This window comes from Komagataeibacter ossonobensis (genome assembly GCF_057359305.1).
Genome location: NZ_JBXAYQ010000006.1, coordinates 89192 through 106554, shown reverse-complemented (window position 1 = coordinate 106554; position 17363 = coordinate 89192). Strand labels below are relative to the sequence as shown.

15 protein-coding genes are annotated in these 17363 nt (G+C 62.7%); 9 read left to right on the top strand and 6 right to left on the bottom strand.

Going from position 1 to position 17363, the window contains the following annotated elements; translation table 11 throughout:
* Positions 1–11: 11 nt before the first annotated feature.
* A complete protein-coding gene (ccmB, locus tag AC1RQ9_RS06745; RefSeq protein WP_039734178.1) occupies positions 12–665 on the bottom strand; it encodes a heme exporter protein CcmB in 654 nt (217 codons plus the stop codon).
* A gap of 23 nt (positions 666–688) precedes the next feature.
* Positions 689–1333 (bottom strand): heme ABC exporter ATP-binding protein CcmA, encoded by a 645-nt coding sequence (ccmA, locus tag AC1RQ9_RS06740; protein WP_193557700.1) that lies wholly within the window; start codon positions 1331–1333, stop codon positions 689–691.
* A gap of 279 nt (positions 1334–1612) precedes the next feature.
* Here ccmA and acnA point away from each other — a divergent pair, with 279 nt between their 5' ends.
* The gene (gene acnA / locus AC1RQ9_RS06735; RefSeq protein WP_193733201.1) at positions 1613–4306 is read left to right on the top strand and encodes an aconitate hydratase AcnA; all 2694 of its coding nucleotides are present in this window, start codon (positions 1613–1615) and stop codon (positions 4304–4306) included.
* Positions 4307–4540: 234 nt separating this feature from the next.
* Positions 4541–5437 carry a LysR family transcriptional regulator gene (locus AC1RQ9_RS06730; protein WP_485986101.1) on the top strand — a complete coding sequence of 299 codons (897 nt, stop codon included), beginning with the start codon at positions 4541–4543 and terminating at the stop codon, positions 5435–5437.
* A gap of 96 nt (positions 5438–5533) precedes the next feature.
* On the opposite strand, the gene AC1RQ9_RS06725 is transcribed toward AC1RQ9_RS06730, so the two are convergent.
* The 3 genes from AC1RQ9_RS06725 to AC1RQ9_RS06715 form a co-directional block, all read right to left on the bottom strand.
* Positions 5534–6475 carry a hypothetical protein gene (locus AC1RQ9_RS06725; RefSeq protein WP_227672694.1) on the bottom strand — a complete coding sequence of 314 codons (942 nt, stop codon included), beginning with the start codon at positions 6473–6475 and terminating at the stop codon, positions 5534–5536.
* 66 nt (positions 6476–6541) lie between these two features.
* Entirely contained in the window at positions 6542–7816 is a 1275-nt protein-coding gene (locus AC1RQ9_RS06720) for an AAA family ATPase (RefSeq protein WP_485986099.1), read from the bottom strand.
* On the bottom strand, positions 7813–8442 hold the full coding sequence (locus AC1RQ9_RS06715; RefSeq protein WP_193733204.1) for a hypothetical protein: 630 nt from the start codon (positions 8440–8442) through the stop codon (positions 7813–7815). The genes AC1RQ9_RS06720 and AC1RQ9_RS06715 overlap by 4 nt, the downstream gene beginning before the upstream one ends.
* Before the next feature lie 184 nt (positions 8443–8626).
* Here AC1RQ9_RS06715 and rimP point away from each other — a divergent pair, with 184 nt between their 5' ends.
* The 5 genes from rimP to rbfA are packed head-to-tail and all read left to right on the top strand — an operon-like array spanning position 8627 to position 14609.
* On the top strand, positions 8627–9247 hold the full coding sequence (gene rimP, locus AC1RQ9_RS06710) for a ribosome maturation factor RimP (protein ID WP_193733205.1): 621 nt from the start codon (positions 8627–8629) through the stop codon (positions 9245–9247).
* Positions 9248–9267: 20 nt separating this feature from the next.
* Positions 9268–10803, top strand: coding sequence for a transcription termination factor NusA (gene nusA / locus AC1RQ9_RS06705; RefSeq protein ID WP_193733206.1), 1536 nt, complete (start codon positions 9268–9270; stop codon positions 10801–10803).
* Positions 10760–11470 (top strand): RNA-binding protein, encoded by a 711-nt coding sequence (locus AC1RQ9_RS06700; RefSeq protein ID WP_193733207.1) that lies wholly within the window; start codon positions 10760–10762, stop codon positions 11468–11470. The genes nusA and AC1RQ9_RS06700 overlap by 44 nt, the downstream gene beginning before the upstream one ends.
* Positions 11467–14172, top strand: coding sequence for a translation initiation factor IF-2 (gene infB / locus AC1RQ9_RS06695; protein WP_485986097.1), 2706 nt, complete (start codon positions 11467–11469; stop codon positions 14170–14172). Before AC1RQ9_RS06700 ends, infB begins: the two co-directional genes overlap by 4 nt.
* Positions 14173–14195: 23 nt before the next feature.
* Entirely contained in the window at positions 14196–14609 is a 414-nt protein-coding gene (gene rbfA / locus AC1RQ9_RS06690) for a 30S ribosome-binding factor RbfA (protein ID WP_485986110.1), read from the top strand.
* Between the two features lie 196 nt (positions 14610–14805).
* Here rbfA and AC1RQ9_RS06685 read toward each other — a convergent pair whose 3' ends face one another.
* Positions 14806–15777 carry an MlaD family protein gene (locus tag AC1RQ9_RS06685; protein WP_193733209.1) on the bottom strand — a complete coding sequence of 324 codons (972 nt, stop codon included), beginning with the start codon at positions 15775–15777 and terminating at the stop codon, positions 14806–14808.
* Positions 15778–16030: 253 nt separating this feature from the next.
* Between AC1RQ9_RS06685 and truB the strand changes: the two genes are divergently transcribed.
* Together truB and rpsO are read left to right on the top strand one after the other, a co-directional pair.
* Complete coding sequence (gene truB / locus AC1RQ9_RS06680; RefSeq protein WP_485986096.1) at positions 16031–16951, top strand: tRNA pseudouridine(55) synthase TruB; 921 nt, start codon at positions 16031–16033, stop codon at positions 16949–16951.
* Positions 16952–16975: 24 nt separating this feature from the next.
* Positions 16976–17245, top strand: coding sequence for a 30S ribosomal protein S15 (gene rpsO, locus AC1RQ9_RS06675; RefSeq protein WP_025439775.1), 270 nt, complete (start codon positions 16976–16978; stop codon positions 17243–17245).
* The last annotated feature ends 118 nt before the right edge of the window (positions 17246–17363 follow it).

Here is a 17363-nt window from a genome sequence, read left to right as displayed (position 1 = left end):
AAAAACTTTTCCTATTCCACTGCGGCGCGCAGCCCGGCCCCCGCCGCCAGCGGGCACAGGGGAATCGCCGCCGCCAGAAAGGCGCCCAGCAGTTCAAGGTCCGGCCCCCAGGACAGGCCGGTCTGTGCCGCATCCAGCGCCGCCGCGCCAAAGATCAGCGCGGGCGTGGTCAGCGGCAGCACCAGCAGCGGCAGCAGCACGCCGCCCCGTCGCGCGCCCAGCACCACCGATGCCGCCATGCCCCCGATCAGCGACAGGATCAGCGTGCCCAGGAACAGCCCCGTCAGCAGCACGACCATGCTGCCTGAGGGCATGCCCAGCATGATGGCCAGCGGTCCCGCCGCCAGCAGCAGCGGCAGGCCGGTGGTCAGCCAGTGGGCCATCATTTTCGCCAGCGCGATGAGGGAGGCGGGCAGCCCGGTCATGAGCAGCTGGTCCAGTGACCCGTCCTCCAGTTCCGCACCGAACAGGCGGTCCAGCGGCAGCAGGGCCGCCAGCAGCGCGCAGACCCAGACAATGCCCGGCGCCATGCGCCGCAGCAGTTCGGGCGAGGGGCCAAGGGCCAGCGGAAACAGCGCGCCCGCAAGGATGAAGAACAGCACCGCGCCCAGCGTGTCCGCCCCATGGCGCAGGGCAAGCCGCAGGTCACGTTCCAGAATGGCCATGATGAGGGAGGGAATCTGGAATTTCACAGCAGGTCGTCCTCGGGGAAATCCTCCATCGGTTGCGGGATGTCGGATTCGTTCAGGCCCGGCAGCGCCAGCGTGCGGGCATTGGGAAGGGGCAGGGGAACATGCGTGGTTGCAATCACAATTCCGCCAGCCTGCCGGTGGGCGGCAAACAGCGTGCCCAGCAGGCCCATCGTGTTGATGTCCAGCCCCAGGCTGGGTTCATCCAGCAGCCATAGCGGGGCCTGCGCCAGCAGGACGCGCGCCAGTGCCGCGCGGCGTTTCTGCCCCGCTGACAGCATGCGCGCGGGCAGATCGGCCAGCCCGGAAATATTAAGCGATTTCATGCACAAATCAGGATTCCCGCCACTGGCGCGCGCCGCCAGCGTCAGGTTTTCACGCAATGTCAGCCCCAGTTTCAGGGCGTCCTGATGACCCAGATAGGCCACCCGTCCGGCATGCTGGCTGCGATCGGCCAGCGCATCGACCCCGGACCACAGGACATGGCCGCCTTCAGGTTTGCGCAAACCCGCAAGCACACGCAGCAAGGTGGACTTGCCCGCGCCATTCGGCCCGGTCAGAAGCAGGGCGTCACCTGCATCCAACGTAAAGCCGACACGGTCCAGAACCAGCCGTTCACCGCGGAAAACCGATATATTTTCCACTTCCAGCAGGGGACGGCCGGGGGGAGTAAAGGCAGGAATGACGCAAATCCTCCGATCGGTGGGTGATGGGGCAGGCAGGCGAAAAAAATGCCTGCTCCCGGTTTCTTGTTACCGGCTCCAGCTTGTGTCGCAACCGCGTCCGGGTATGTTCTACCCCCGTTGGGAGATCAAGCAGGTTGTCCCCGACAAGGCCGCAAATCCCGCACCTGTGGAAGTGGGGCGGGGGAAAGCGGTCATACGGGACGATCCGTTGCTGATGCCTCGGAGGAAACAAAGCCAATGAAGACGGTTGGGCACGACTCAATGAAAACGGGCCGCACACTCAATGTGGACGGCAAGACCTATCATTATTTCTCAATCCCGGAAGCTGAAAAGACGATCGGTTCCGTCAGCCGCCTGCCGGTCAGCCTGAAAGTGCTGCTGGAAAACGTGCTGCGGTTCGAGGACGGGCATTCCTATTCGGTTGAGGATGCCAAGGCCATTGCGGAATGGCTGAAGGAAGGGCGCAGCACGAAGGAAGTTCCCTTCAAGCCCGCGCGTATCCTGATGCAGGATTTCACCGGCGTTCCCGCCGTGGTCGATCTGGCCGCGATGCGCGACGGTATCCTGAAGCTGAAGGGCGACCCGCAGAAGGTGAACCCGCTGGTTCCCGTCAACCTGGTGATCGACCATTCGGTCATGGTGGACGTGGCGGGCTCGCCCGAAGCGCTGCAGGACAACGTGACCATCGAGTTCGAGCGCAATGGCGAACGCTACGCCTTCCTGCGCTGGGGCCAGGAAGCGTTCGAAAACTTCTCCGTCGTGCCGCCGGGCACCGGGATCTGCCACCAGGTGAACCTGGAATACATCGCGCAGGCGGTGTGGACGGCGAATGTGGATGGCAAGGACTATGCCTATCCCGACACCCTGTTCGGCACTGACAGCCACACCACCATGGTCAATGGCATGGGCGTGCTGGGCTGGGGCGTTGGCGGGATCGAGGCGGAAGCCGCGATGCTGGGCCAGCCGATCGCCATGCTCATCCCTGACGTGATCGGCTTCAAGCTGGTTGGCAAGCTGCCTGAGGGGGCGACCGCCACCGACCTGGTGCTGACGGTCACGCAGATGCTGCGCAAGAAGGGCGTTGTCGGCAAGTTTGTCGAATTCTTCGGCCCCGCCCTTGACCACCTGCCGGTTGCCGACCGTGCGACCATTGCCAACATGGCCCCGGAATATGGCGCGACCTGCGGCTTCTTCCCGGTTGATGACCTGACGCTGGATTACCTGCGCCAGACCGGTCGTGAGGAACACCGCATCAAGCTGACGGCGGAATACCTGAAGGCGCAGGGCATGTTCCGTCATGCCGAATCGGCGCACCCCGTGTTCACCGATACGCTGGAACTCAACCTTGAGACCATCGTGCCGTCCATTGCCGGCCCCAAGCGCCCGCAGGACCGCGTCGTGCTGAAGGGTGCGGACAAGGCGTTCGAAACCGAGCTGACCGGCAGCCTTGGCGTGCCCGAAGCCGACAAGAACAAGAAGGCCAAGGTGGCTGGCACCAATTACGAGATCGGCCATGGCGACGTGGTGATCGCGGCCATCACCTCGTGCACCAACACCTCCAACCCCGCCGTGCTGATCGCGGCTGGTCTGGTGGCGAAAAAGGCGCGTGCGCTGGGCCTGAAGCCCAAGCCGTGGGTCAAGACCTCGCTCGCACCGGGATCGCAGGTTGTGACCGACTACCTGAACCGCGCGGGCCTGCAGGCCGAACTGGACGCGATGGGCTTCAACACCGTGGGCTATGGCTGCACGACCTGTATCGGCAACTCCGGCCCGCTGGAAGATCACATCGTCGATGCGATCGAAGGCAACAAGCTGGTTGCGGTGTCGGTCCTGTCGGGTAACCGTAACTTCGAGGGCCGTATCTCGCCGAACGTGCGCGCCAATTACCTCGCCAGCCCGCCGCTGGTCGTGGCGTATTCCCTGCTGGGCACCATGCGTGAGGACATCACCACCACGCCGCTGGGCACTTCCAAGGATGGCAAGCCGGTGTACCTGAAGGACATCTGGCCCACCAACCATGAAATCGCCGCCCTGATGGGCTCCGCCATCACGCGTGAGGAGTTCATCAACCGCTACAAGCACGTAAGCCAGGGCACGAAGGAATGGCAGGCGCTGAAGGTCGCCACCGGTTCCGAGACGTACAAGTGGGATGCATCCTCCACCTACGTGCAGGACCCGCCGTACTTCCAGGACATCACGCCCGAACCCAAGCCGCGTGGCGACATCGTCGGCGCGCGCCTGCTGGCGCTGCTGGGTGACAACATCACGACCGATCACATCTCGCCCGCTGGTGCGATCAAGGAAAGCTCGCCTGCCGGCAAGTATCTTGAAGCGCATGGCGTCGCGAAGAAGGACTTCAATTCCTACGGGTCGCGTCGTGGCAATGACCGCGTGATGGTGCGTGGCACGTTTGCCAACATCCGCATCAAGAACGAGATGCTGCCCGGCACCGAAGGGGGCGTGTCCAAGCACTTCCCGGACGGCAAGGAAGGCTCCATCTACGATGTGGCGATGGAATACAAGAAGGAGGGCGTGCCCCTGGTCGTGATCGGCGGCAAGGAATACGGCATGGGCTCCTCACGTGACTGGGCGGCCAAGGGCACCCTGCTGCTGGGCGTGCGCGCCGTGGTTGCGGAAAGCTTCGAGCGTATCCACCGTTCCAACCTGGTGGGCATGGGCGTGCTGCCGCTGCTGTTTGAAGAGGGCACGACGCGCAAGACGCTGGGCCTGAAGGGTGACGAGACCTTCGAAATCCGCGGTCTGGACAAGATCACGCCGCGTATGACCATGACCATGACCATCACCCGCGCCGATGGCTCCAAGCAGGATGTTCCGCTGCTGTGCCGTGTCGATACACTGGATGAGGTGGAGTATTTCCGCAATGGCGGTATTCTCCAGACCGTTCTGCGTGGCATGACCAAGGCCGCGTAATCATACGATCCGTCCCGGTTCCGGCCGGGATGGAATGTCAGAAGCGGCGGTCCGTATCACACGGGCCGCCGTTTTTTTTATGGGCAGGGCATATATGCATATTCAGCATAGGTTGCCGGGGTTACCGTTGCATTTTACACATATCGGTGGTGTCTTTTCTCTGTATTGTGCATAAATAGGATGCCGTTTAAAACTATGACTATGTAATAACATAGTTGAGGACGCTGGGGCTTCATGGATCTGCTTTCTGCCTTGCATAGCTTCGTCCGTGTGGCCGCCACGGGTTCATTCTCGGCGGTATCAAGGGAAACGGGGGCAAGCCAGCCCACCATTTCCCGGCATATTGCGTTGCTTGAAGCCCATTACGGCGCGACCCTGTTCGCCCGGACCACCCGCAGCCTGATGATGACGGAAGACGGGCGCAGCCTGCTGCCGCATGCCTATGAAGTGCTGGAAATCCTGGAAACGGCGGAAACGGCCCTTGGCCGCAGGCGGGCTTCGGTTTCGGGGCTGGTGCGTCTGGGGGTGACGACGGCGTTCGGCCTGTACCTGACCAGCCGGCTGAGCGCCCTGCTGGAGGAACATCCCGACTTGTCGGTTGAACTGGTCATGCGTGACGGATTCGGTGATCTGGTGGAAGAAGGGCTGGATCTTGCCATCCGCATCGGTTCCATTGCCGAAGGGTCGCTGATTGCCCGCAGGCTTGGCTCGGTCCATCGCTGTGTTGTGGCGTCAACCGACTATCTTGCCCGCCGCGGTACGCCCGAACATCCGCGTGACCTGCTCAATCACCCCTGTATTGCCTACAGCTATGGCGGCACCCGCCACGACTGGCAGTTTGCCCGCAAGGGCGAGGCCGAAACCACGGTCGCCGCCAGTGGTCCCTTTCGCGCCAACAGCAGCGAGGCCGTGCTGCAGGCCGTCCGTGCGGGGCTGGGGATTGGCATGCTGCCGACATTCCAGGTGGAAGAAGACATTGCGGCCGGGCGCCTGAAGCACCTGTTGCCGGAATGGACGATACCGGAACTGCCTTTTTATGCCGTCCATACGGGGCCACGTAACCTGCCACTGCGCACCCGTACCGTGCTGGATTTCCTGATCGAGATTTCGGACGTATTGCGACAGGGCTAGGTTTTAAAAAAAATTTCAGGGACGCCGCCTTTATTGAAAAAAGGCGGTGCCCAAAAACTTCTGTCTTTATCAAGAATTTGTTCTGGAATTGGTTGCCTAGTCCAGCGGGCTGCCCCGGCCGGGCTGGGATGCGGCAGGATCGTGCGCCAGACGGGCGCGCTGTTCATCGCTTGAGGCCAGCATATCGCTGTTGAACCCGTCATGCAGGACCTGCGCCCAGCCTGTCATCCATGTATTCGTACGCTTGACGAAATCGCTGGCGGCGGGTTGCTGGCCCAATGTGTCCTTGGCCCAGTAATCGGGCGTACGCAGCATCTTGGTGCTGTCGGTATTCACGGGGTTGAGGAAGATGGTCACCGTCTCGACATTGACGTTGTGGTCACCGGCAGGCGTGCTGTAACTCCACCCTGCCTTCAGCAGCACGGGCGGCAGGATGAACCCTTCTTCCCTCAGCCGGTTGGCGATAATGGCCGTGCGGTTGATCGAGGCGGGATAGACCGCCGTCGTAAACCAGCATTCCATTGATGGCGGGTGGGCGGTCAGGACACGGGACATGTAGTTCCGGTCGTCATGGCAGCTGGAATCAATGGACGTAATGGCCGTTTCCGGCACGGGCTGGGTACTGCCTTCCGCCCCGATCATGCCGGTGACGACATGACCTTCCACACGGATCAGCACATTTTCCAGCACTTCCCCATGCGGGCCGTTGATAATGTTCATGACCGGGTGCCATGTGCCCTCGGGCAACGGCAGGATGCGACCTGCAAACGGGATCGCCTTGGTCAGCCGGTCGGTGATCGGCATCATGGTGATCACCCCGTCCTCCCCATTGCCGTCCCCGCCGCCTTCACCCTTGGCCGGGGCGTCATGCATGCCCAGCCGGTTATGAATGCTGGAGGATAGCGCCGACAGCCGGGGAATCAGGCGCATAAGATAGGCCGGCGGGAAGATCAGCGTCAGCACCGTGAACGGCAGGATCATGTACAGGCAGAACCGCCATGCTGGTGCCCGATGCCATAAGCGCGAAAAAGCAGACATTCAGCAATCCAAGGCGCGGGCCACGCGGCCCGGTCGAGGCCGGAAACAGGATACCATGCGCATGGATCAGGAACTGATCGGCGCGCGCTGGGCGTCGCGGTCGGCATCCGCGATTTCGGCCACCACGCCGTCTTCACTGGAGACGATGCGCACCAGTTTCGCCCCCTGCTGGCGGGCGGTGATGAGCGAGTCGCTGATCATGTCCTCAATGGATCGCGCTAGGTCACGCGCACTGGCGGCAGGCCCCATGCGATCCTGCCGACGCATGACTTCAAACAGCAGGGCGGGGTCAATGCCACCGGTTTCGACCTTCAGGCCATAGCTGTCGATCATGGCTTCGATCTCAAGCGCCGAGACACGCGCGATGTCGAGTCCTTCCAGCGGACGGAAGATGAAGATACGGTCCAGACGGTTCAGCACTTCCGGTGCGAAACCGGCCTGGCGCAGGGCTTCGACCGATTCGGCGCGCATCTTGTCGGGTTCATCAACCAGCCTGTCCGCGATTTCGGTCAGCGCTTCGGTGGCGATGTTGGATGTCAGCATGAAGATGCAGCGCACGGTGGAAATCTGCTGCCCGGTGGAGGCCTCGGTCACATGGCCATCGTTCCACGCGGTCAGGAATTTCTTGAAAACGTCGGGATGCGCCTTCTCGATTTCATCCAGCAGCACCACCGCGTCGGGCTTTTCCTTCAGCCCGCCGGTCAGCTTGCCGTATGTGTCCGATCCCACATAGCCCTTGGGGGAGCCGAACAGCTGGGTTGCGGCGTGGGGGGAACTCATCTGCGTCATGTCAAAATTCAGCAGGGGACGGTCAAGCTGGCGCGCAAGCTGCTTGGACAGGTAGGTCTTGCCCGTGCCCGGGGGGCCTGCCAGCAGGAAAATCCCCACCGGCTTGCCCCGCACCTGCAGCGCCAGACGGCGGCGCAGCTGGGTCGCCACGTCCTCGCACACCTGGTCCTGACCGATCACGCGGGCACGCAGGCTTGCGGCCAGTTCCTCCGCGTCGATCACGGTTTCTTTCTGTTCGCGCGCCAGCATTTCCTCCAGCGCGCTGCGATTGGTCAGCCTGGCGAGTACGTCCATTATCCATCCCCGTCTGCGTCGGATCCCCTTGCGGGCCAGTTTTTCGGCCCGGTTCTCGAACCACAGCCCGGTCAGCGCCAGCAGGGCGCTGGCCGCTGCCACGACCGGATAGGCCGGGGCACACCATTCCATGAAATGCCGCAGGCTGGCGAGCGAAAGATGCAACGCCATCGCGGCCTGAAAGCTGCCCAACACCAGGAAAATGACCATGATGAGGGGTACCAGCCGCTCCATCAGCGCGGGATAGAGCGGTTTCATTGTACGACTACCCCGATCACGATTTCGGTGTCACGCGTCAGCACGGGCAGTGCCGTGGGGCCGGGCACGAATACCGCCCCCGCATGAATGCCGGTCGGCCCCGGGTCCCCCGCCGCGGTGATGGACACGTTGCCTGCCACGCGGATGGGCAGGATGACGCTTTTGGGTCGCGGCCCCAGATGCACGGTCTGCACCAGTCCCAGCGACTGCACGTTCACCACCGCGTTGCCCCCTGCCATGTCATACATGGGCATGTCGGCCAGGATGATGTCGCGGCGCTTCAGCGCGGCCAGGATTTCGGCCTGCTGCTGTATGGAATAGGAGGTCTGGCGCAGCATTTCCGCCGCCCGGTCGGGGGAGATCATGGGCATCTGGCCCATCATGTCCGGCTGGTTCTGGACCGGGGCGTTCAGCATGAGATGCGTGCCGTCGCTGGTGCCACCACCACCGGCCTCGGCCGCGACGGGGGGTGTCTGGCTGCCGCTGCCGCCTTCACGCGCGGCCATGAAGCCGCCCGTGCCCAAGCCGCCGCCCGCGACAACGGCCGCGATCAGCCCCACCACAACCAGCCTGCGGCTGGATGAGCGTTCACTGCGTTCCCGTGCGGGTTCCGGCGGTGAGTTCAAGGGCGTCATGCGTGCATAATGTGGGTCTGTGACGGGATATGGCAAGACGTTAAGATGCAGGAAATGTAACGTTCAGCCACAGATATAGTTCTTGCGGTTACGGTGGGCGTGACCTATGTTACGGGCAATTCCTTCATCTCTGGTTTTTTCTTTGGGGGGTGGCCGCAGGGCTGCCTTTTTTGCATTGGACGCTGATCTGCCATTCCTGACGGGCCTTGATGCCCGTATTGCCGAAATGATCGCGCCCGCGCTGGCCGACATGGGCTTCGACCTTGTGCGCGTGGCGGTGCTGGGGCGCGAATCCCCAACGGTGCAGATCATGGCGGACCGTGCGGATGGCACGCTCATCGCCATCGAGGACTGCGAACAGATCAGCCATGCGGTGGGTGCGATACTGGATGTCGAGGACCCGCTGCCGGGCGCCTGGACGCTGGAGATTTCGTCTGCCGGGATCGACCGTCCCCTGACGCGCGCCAAGGACTGGGACCGTTTCGCGGGCCACCTTGCCCGCGCCGAGATGAACATGCCCATTGATGGCCGCAAGCGCTTTGCCGGTATCGTGCTGGGTGCGCGTGACGGCCATGGGTTGATGCGGCTGGATGACGGGACCGAGGTCGCGCTGCCTTTTGCCGAAATGCGCAAGGCGCGGCTGGTCCTGACCGATGAACTGATCGAGGCGAGCGCCCGGATGATGAAGCCGGATGCCGCCAGCGACGAAAACGGGCCGGGGGACGAAACTGCCCCGGCCGGAACGCAGAAGGCCCCTGGCAAGCCCGACCGCAAGCCGGCGCGCAAGGCCAACTGAACGATGTTGTGGAGACACTGATGGATACGTCCGTTGCCCGTCCCGAACTGCTGCTGGTTGCCGATGCCGTAGCGCGGGAAAAGTCGATCGACCGTGAAGAAGTGCTGGAAGCGATGGAGCAGGCCATCCAGAAGGCCGGCCGCGCGAAATACGGCCATGAAAAGGATATCCGCGCCACCATCGACCGCAAGACGGGCGATGTCCGGCTGTCGCGCTGGACCGAAGCGGTCGAGGCAGTGGAAAACGAGGAAACCCAGATCCCGCTGTACATCGCGCGCAAGTTCAAGCCCGAGATCCAGCTGGGTGAATACCTGATCGACCCGTTGCCGCCCATCGACTTCGGGCGCATCGCGGCGCAGACGGCAAAGCAGGTCATTGTCCAGCGCGTGCGCGAATATGAACGCCGCCGCCAGTTCAATGACTTCAAGGACCGCGTGGGCGAGATCGTCAACGGTACCGTCAAGCGCACGGAATACGGCAACCTGCTGGTCGAGATCGGCGATGCCGAGGCCCTGCTGCGCCGTGATGAACTGATCCCGCGCGAAAGCTTCCGCAATTCCGACCGTGTGCGCGCCTACATCTATGATGTGCGTGACGAGCCGCGCGGCCCGCAGATCTTCCTGTCCCGCACGCATCCGGCCTTCCTGGCCAAGCTGTTCGCGCAGGAAGTGCCCGAGATCTATGATGGCATCATCGAGATCAAGGCCGTGGCCCGCGACCCCGGCTCGCGCGCGAAAATGGCTGTCATTTCCCGCGATGCATCGATCGATCCGGTCGGTGCCTGCGTGGGTGTGCGTGGTCGCCGCGTTCAGGAAGTCGTGAAGGAACTGCAGGGCGAAAAGATCGATATCATTCCGTGGAGCCCGCAGGCCGCGACCTTTGTCGTCAACGCCCTGGCCCCGGCAGAAGTCAGCAAGGTGGTGATGGATGAGGAAGCCGGCCGGGTCGAGGTTGTCGTCCCCGATGACCAGCTCAGCCTTGCCATCGGGCGGCGTGGGCAGAATGTCCGCCTTGCCAGCCAGCTGACGCGCTGGGACATCGACATCCTGACCGAAGCCGAGGAATCGGAGCGCCGTCAGGAAGAATTCCGCCGCCGCAGCAACCTGTTTGTCGAGGCGCTGGACGTTGATGACGTCATTGCGGGCCTGCTGGTGACCGAAGGGTTCCATTCCATCGAGGAACTGGCTTTTGCCGACTCCGAGGAACTGGCCAACATCGAAGGCTTTGACGAAGACGTGGCCAGTGAACTGGTCCGCCGCGCCGAAGGCTACCTTGCGGGTCAGGAAGAAGAACTGGATAACAAGCGCCGGGCGCTGGGTGTTACTGATGACATCGCGGCACTGGGCGTGTTCACCAACCAGATGCTGGTGACGCTGGGTGAAAAAGGCGTGAAGACGCTTGATGACCTGGCCGATCTGGCCGGTGATGAACTGGTTGAAATCCTCGGCAGCGATGCCATTGATGAGGATGCGGCCAATGAAATCATCATGGCGGCGCGTGCGCACTGGTTTGATGAAGACGACAAGGCCGGCGAGCAGGAGACGTCCGACGTCTGAGCAGGAATATCTGACCGCGGAAGACGCGGGCGACATGGAACATGAAGAGCGCGGTCCGCTGCGCCGCTGTGCCGTCACCCGCGTCCGGCTGCCGAAGGAGGAAATGATCAGATTTGTCATTTCCCCCGACCGAGTCGTGATCCCTGATCTTTCCGCACGTCTGCCCGGACGGGGAATTTGGTTGAGCGCGCGTGCGGATGTGTTAGAAACAGCACGCACACGTGGCGCATTCGCTCGCGCGGCACGGGGAAGGGTTGTTATTCACCCTGACCTGACCCATCTTGTTGAAGACGGGTTGCTGCGGCGCATGATGGATGTCGCGGGACTGGCACGGCGGGCCGGACAGATTGTCTGTGGTTTTGCCAAGGTGCGTGAGTGGGTTGTGGGCGGTCGGGCCGGTCTGGTTATCCAGGCAGCCGATGGCAGCCCCGACGAGAGGAAGAGAGTTTTGTCTGGTGCACGGGACCTTCCGGTTACGGTTGTTCCTACGGCATCGGGTCTGGGTGCGGCATTTGGCCGCGACCATGTTGTTCATGCAGCGATGCTGCATGGTGAACTGGCGCGCCGATTCCGGATCGAGAGTGAACGTTTTGCGGGTTTGTCCGGCAGGGCCAGCCCGAATTCGGCGGAGTGTTCCGCCGGACGGTGTGAACAGGCGGGTACATGAGCGAAGGCAACGATCAGGATCAGGGTAAGGGACGCTTGTCCCTGCGGCCGGCGGGCCGTAGGGAAGTCGGACGGACGGTGGATGCCGGTTCCGTGCGACAGAGCTTCAGCCATGGTCGTTCAAAGGTGGTTCAGGTCGAGGTGCGCAAGAAGCGCGGGGCCGGGGCCGCAGGTAACGGATCGGGGCCGGCTGGCGGTCGCGCCGGGGGACGGGGTGGTCGCGCGCTGACGGCAGCCGAGCTGGCAACCCGCCAGCGCGTGCTGGACGAACAGCGCCGCGCCGCCATCCAGCGCGAAAAGGATGCGCGCGAGCAGGAAAAGATCACGATCCTTTCCGCTGCGGAAGAAGCCCGTCGCCAGGAAGAGGAAAATGCCCGCCGTGCCGAAGAAGAGGCACGTGCAAAGGCAGATGCCGCAGCTGAGGCCGAGGCCCGTAAACAGGAAGCCCGCAGTGCCGCGGCGCAGGGCAAGTCCGAACCGGTCGAGTCCACCGAGCCGGAAGGCCCGGTTGTCTCTTCCGTGCCAATTCCCGGCGAGGTCACGCTGGCGCCGCCGATGCAGCGCCTGCGTCCGCTGGCCGAACGGGCGATCATGCCGGCACAGCCGCTGCGCCCGGCGCGTCCGGCAGGTGCTGGCAACGCTGCAGGTGGCGCCGGACGTACCGCCGCTGGTGCGGGGGAAACGCTGCGCCTGCGCAGCGGTCGTGCGGATGGGGGCGAGGAAGAACGTCGTCCCAGCCGCCGTCCCGGCAATGCCGCACCCGGCCGCCGCCCCTCGGGCGGTGCGAAGAAGAACAATGATAGCCGTCGCGCCGGTCGCATTGACGTGCAGGCCGCGATCGAAGGGGATGACGACAAGACCCGTTCGCTCGCATCCGTTCGCCGCCAGCGTGAGCGTGAACGCCGCCAGGCCGAACTGGAACGCCTGCGTTCCGATCAGGTCCGTGTGGTGCGTGACGTGGTCCTGCCTGAAACCATCACGGTGCAGGAACTCGCCAACCGTATGGCCGCCCGTCAGGGTGAGGTCATCAAGGCGCTGATGAAAATGGGCGTCATGGCGACGGTTACACAGTCGCTTGATGCCGATACCGCTGAACTGGTGGTACAGGAATTCGGTCACCGCGTGCGCCGCGTGTCCGACAGCGATGTTGAAATCGGCATCGAAGGAATCGAGGACAAGGCCGAGGATCTCAAGCCGCGTCCGCCGGTGGTGACCGTCATGGGTCATGTCGATCACGGCAAGACCTCGCTACTTGACGCCCTGCGCACCACCGATGTCGCCAATGGCGAAGCGGGTGGCATCACGCAGCATATCGGTGCGTATCAGGTTACACTGGCGTCGGGTGCGAAGATCACCTTCATCGATACGCCGGGCCATGAAGCCTTTACGGCCATGCGTGCCCGTGGCGCATCGGTGACCGATGTGGTGGTGCTGGTGGTTGCGGCGGATGACGGTGTGATGCCGCAGACGATCGAAGCCATCAAGCATGCCAAGGCGGCCGATGCCCCGATCATCGTGGCGATCAACAAGTGCGACAAGCCGGGTGCGAACCCCGACCGGGTGCGTCAGGAACTGCTGAACCACGAAATCGTGGTGGAAAGCATGGGTGGCGACACGCAGGATGTCGAGGTCTCGGCGCTCAAGCGCACCGGGCTGGACAAGCTTGAGGAAGCAATCCTGCTGCAGGCCGAAATCCTTGACCTGAAGGCCAATCCGGATCGCGTTGCCGAGGGTTCGGTGATTGAAAGCCGCCTTGACCGTGGTCGTGGCCCGGTTGCAACCGTTCTGGTCCAGAAGGGCACGTTGCGCCGCACCGATATCGTGGTGGCCGGTGCTGAATGGGGCCGCGTCCGCGCCATGATCGATGACCGTAATCGCCAGTTGGGTGAAGCCGGTCCGTCCATGCCGGTTGAAATCCTGGGTATTACCGGGGTGCCGGGTGCGGGTGAACCGTTCGTGGTGGTGGAAAACGAGAACCGCGCACGTGAAATCTCGGAATTCCGTCAGCGTGTGATCAAGGAACGCACGGCAGCAGGCCAGACCGCCGCACGTGGCACACTGGACCAGATGCTGGCCCGTATCCAGGCCGGTGCGCAGAAGGAAGTCGCCGTCCTGATCAAGGCAGATGTGCAGGGTTCGGCGGAAGCGCTGGAAGCCACGGTGCAGAAGCTGGAGCATGAGGAAGTCAAGATCCGCGTGTTGAATGCGACTGTCGGCCAGATCACCGAAAGTGATGTGCAGCTGGCCAAGGCGTCCGGTGCCGTCATCATCGCCTTCAATGTCCGCGCCACGGCGCAGGCGCGTGAACTGGCGCAGCGTGAAGGTGTGGATATCCGCTACTACTCCATCATCTATCAGGTTGCTGATGATGTGGAGCAGCTGGTCCGTGGCAAGATCGCGCCCAAGCATCGCGAGAAGTTCCTGGGTTACGCCGAAATCCGCAAGGTTTTCGAAATTACCAAGGTGGGCAAGGTCGCTGGCTGTTACGTGACCGAAGGCGTGGTCAAGCGTGGCTGTGGCGTGCGTCTGCTGCGTGACAACGTCGTGATCCATGAAGGCGAGCTGAGCCAGCTCAAGCGCTTCAAGGATGACGTCAAGGAAGTGGCGCGCGGTTACGAGTGCGGCCTGTCCTTTGCCGGGTATAATGACCTGCGCGAGGGTGACGTGGTCGAATGTTATGAAATGGAACTCGTCCCGGCATGAGCCGTAATTCATCCAGAAAAGGGATGAGCGAGAGCGGGCCGGCAGGGAAACTTGTCGGCCATTCCGCATCAGGCCCCTCGCAGCGCCAGTTGCGCGTGGCGGAAGAAGTCCGTCGCGTGTTGGCGGAAATCTTTGCCCGCACCGAATTCCGTGACCCGGATCTGGCGGATGTGCGCATTACGGTTACCGAGGTGCGTATCTCGCCCGACCTCAAGCATGCCACTGTATTCGTGGCACGACTGGGGCGTAGCGATGTGGCGGAACTGCTGCCCGCGCTCAAGCGCGTGACGCCTTTCCTGCGCACGCGCCTGTCACATGCGCTCCGGCTACGGGGTGTGCCCGACCTGCATTTCCAGCCTGATACGGCGCTGGATTATGCGATGGAAGTCGATAACATGCTGCGTCAGCCAGAAGTCAGGCGCGATCTGGAGGACTGAATCCTCCCGGGCCTGTAACTGAATCGACTTTCCATTGAACACAAGTTTTTGGTGAAGCTTTTTGTAAAAAGCTTCAAGGAACGCTGCCTTTTTGAAAAAAGACGGCACCCGAAAACTTCTGGTATTCCTATAAAAAAAGGCCGGTCTGGCATTATGCCATGACCGGCCTTTTTATGGTCCTGATATGGGGAAGGGATCAGTTACGTCGTCCCATCAGCAGCAGCTGCGGGTTGCGTTCCACATCAGTGGCAAATCCACGCAGGGCGGAAGCAGCAGCGGCAAGATCACGCAGCGACGAATCGATATTGGCACGATCGGCCGAACTGGGTGCGGTAATGTCATGCAGGCCAGTCAGCGCGCCCTTGGCCTCGGTCACGGTTTCATTGGAATTGACCAGCAGGGTATGCAGTTCGTTGCCACGCGCATCCAGCTGCGCCGTGCCGGTATCAGCCAGATTGTTGATGGATGCCAGCGTCGTATCCATATGGTGGTCCAGGTCACGGATCGCATCGGTCGCGGTATCCACCGTCACGCGCGTATGGTCGGACGTGGCGCGCACGCTGTCCACCAGCGGGGGCAGGTCCTTGTCCAGCTTGTCCGCCAGCGTACGGATGCTGACCAGCATGGCGTCGGCATTGTTGGCGATATTCTTCAGCGGCAGCGCAGTCAGCGCATCGGTCAGCTTCTGCATTTCCGATTCACGCGCCGGGATTTCCGGCAGCGGGCTGATACCGGGGTGCAGATGCGCGGGCACGCTGGGGTCGAAGGTCAGGTCGATTTCTTCCTGACCCGTGACAAAGCTTTGCATATGCAGTTCGGCGCGCAGTCCGTTTTCCACCAGTTTCGGCAGTTCGCGGCTGTCCAGCACCTTGCCATGGCTGCCCGCCATGTGCGCGCCATTGGCCTGCAGTTCCAGGGTAACGGGAATATAGGCCTGATGCGTCTGGGGATCGAACTGGACGGCAATATGGTCCACGTGACCGACCTGCACCCCATCGAAGGTGACGGGCGCGCCTACGCCCAGTCCGTTGATGGGGCTGTCGAACACCACCACGGCCCGACTGGTGGGGGAAAAGGGATGAAACTGTCCGAACAGCGCTATGGCCGTCACACCAAGCAGGGCTCCACCCAACACAAATGCACCGACCGTGGTCTGCCGTTCAGCCATGGTGTTCAGGTCTCCCTAGACGCAGAATAAAAAACGATTGCGGACACATCTGGCCATGTGTCCGTTTGCTGCAAGATGACACTACATCCACGACTGGCAAAGCGGGCTGCGGGGATGGCAGGCATGTGCCCGCTTCGCCTTTTACCATGTATGGCGCAGCCGGCCAGCCCCAGTGACGGAATGGGGCATTGCCGTGCATGCGTGCCTCGTCTAAACGCACGGCATTCCCCCCTCATTGATCAAGGTGCCTGCAATGGGACGCAAACGTGGACGCCCGCTGGATGGCTGGCTGATAGTGGACAAGCCATTGGGAATGACCTCGACCCAGGTCGTGGGCCGCGTGCGTTACCTGTTTGACGCGGCCAAGGCGGGACATGGCGGCACGCTGGATCCGCTGGCGACGGGACTGCTGCCCGTGGCCTTTGGCAGGGCGACGAAGACCGTGCCTTATATAATGGACGGTACCAAGCGATACCATTTCACCCTGCGTATCGGGGAAGCGCGCGACAGTGATGATGCAGAAGGCAGCGTGACCGCAGTATCCGACGTGCGGCCCGACAATGCCGCGTTTGAAGCCGCCCTTGCCGCCTTCCGTGGCGACATCATGCAGGTACCGCCGGTCTTCTCGGCACTGAAGGTCGGGGGAAAGCGGTCCTATGATATGGCGCGCGCGGGCAATGCGCCCGAACTGGCCCCCCGTCCCGCGCGGATCGACCGCTTTGAACTGATTGCGCGCCCCGATGCCGATACGGCGGTGTTCGAGGTGGAATCGGGCAAGGGCGTGTACATGCGCGCGTTGGCCCGTGATATCGCCCTGGCCTGCGGCACGGTGGGGCATGTTGCGGCGCTGCGGCGGCTGAACGTCGGGCCTTTTGATGAAACCCATGCGATTCCACTGGACAAAATTGTCGCAAGCGCCGACAACGCGCCTGCTCCACCGGATCTGCTTCTTCCGGTCGCGACCGCGCTGGCCGACATCCCGGCGCTGGCCCTGACCCGTGAGGAAGCGGATGCCCTGTCATTTGGCCAGGCGATTGACCTGAACCAGCTGGCGGACCGGATGCCGGAACACACCGACCCGCGCAGCGGTGTCGTGCGTGCGATGGACGGGGCGCGTGTGGTCGGGCTGTGCCGTCCCGAAGGGGGCCTGCTGCGATCGGTACGCATGCTGTGAACTGAATGATCAATGGAGATGACGATGTCGATTACTGCTGAACGCCGCACGGCGCTTATTGGCGAATACCGCAATGCCGCGACGGACACGGGCTCGCCGGAAGTACAGGTTGCCCTGCTGACCGAGCGGATCGTGAACCTGACCGATCACCTGAAGACCCACGCGAAGGATTTCCATTCGCGTCGTGGCCTGCTGATGCTGGTCGGCCGCCGCCGCCGCCTGCTGGACTATGTCAAGCGCAAGGACCAGGCCCGTTACGAAACGCTGATCAAGCGTCTTGGCCTGCGTCGCTGATTTGCGACATGGCGGGAACGCGGTCATAATGCGCTCCTGCCATACGGCCCGCACGGACACGGCGCATGCACCCGCATGCCCGTGTCCGGTCGGGTCGGCTATCTTCCGGCATCCGTGA

Excerpts from the sequence above, each read along its gene's own strand:
- rbfA (WP_485986110.1), top strand. The coding sequence starts at position 14,196 with ATGAGCGAGAGCGGGCCGGCAGGGAAACTTGTCGGCCATTCCGCATCA.
- AC1RQ9_RS06730 (WP_485986101.1), top strand. The coding sequence starts at position 4,541 with ATGGATCTGCTTTCTGCCTTGCATAGCTTCGTCCGTGTGGCCGCCACG.
- infB (WP_485986097.1), top strand. The coding sequence starts at position 11,467 with ATGAGCGAAGGCAACGATCAGGATCAGGGTAAGGGACGCTTGTCCCTG.
- acnA (WP_193733201.1), top strand. The coding sequence starts at position 1,613 with ATGAAGACGGTTGGGCACGACTCAATGAAAACGGGCCGCACACTCAAT.
- ccmB (WP_039734178.1), bottom strand. The coding sequence starts at position 665 with ATGGCCATTCTGGAACGTGACCTGCGGCTTGCCCTGCGCCATGGGGCG.
- AC1RQ9_RS06720 (WP_485986099.1), bottom strand. The coding sequence starts at position 7,816 with ATGAAACCGCTCTATCCCGCGCTGATGGAGCGGCTGGTACCCCTCATC.
- AC1RQ9_RS06725 (WP_227672694.1), bottom strand. The coding sequence starts at position 6,475 with ATGTCTGCTTTTTCGCGCTTATGGCATCGGGCACCAGCATGGCGGTTC.
- rpsO (WP_025439775.1), top strand. The coding sequence starts at position 16,976 with ATGTCGATTACTGCTGAACGCCGCACGGCGCTTATTGGCGAATACCGC.
- truB (WP_485986096.1), top strand. The coding sequence starts at position 16,031 with ATGGGACGCAAACGTGGACGCCCGCTGGATGGCTGGCTGATAGTGGAC.
- nusA (WP_193733206.1), top strand. The coding sequence starts at position 9,268 with ATGGATACGTCCGTTGCCCGTCCCGAACTGCTGCTGGTTGCCGATGCC.
- AC1RQ9_RS06685 (WP_193733209.1), bottom strand. The coding sequence starts at position 15,777 with ATGGCTGAACGGCAGACCACGGTCGGTGCATTTGTGTTGGGTGGAGCC.
- AC1RQ9_RS06700 (WP_193733207.1), top strand. The coding sequence starts at position 10,760 with ATGAAGACGACAAGGCCGGCGAGCAGGAGACGTCCGACGTCTGAGCAG.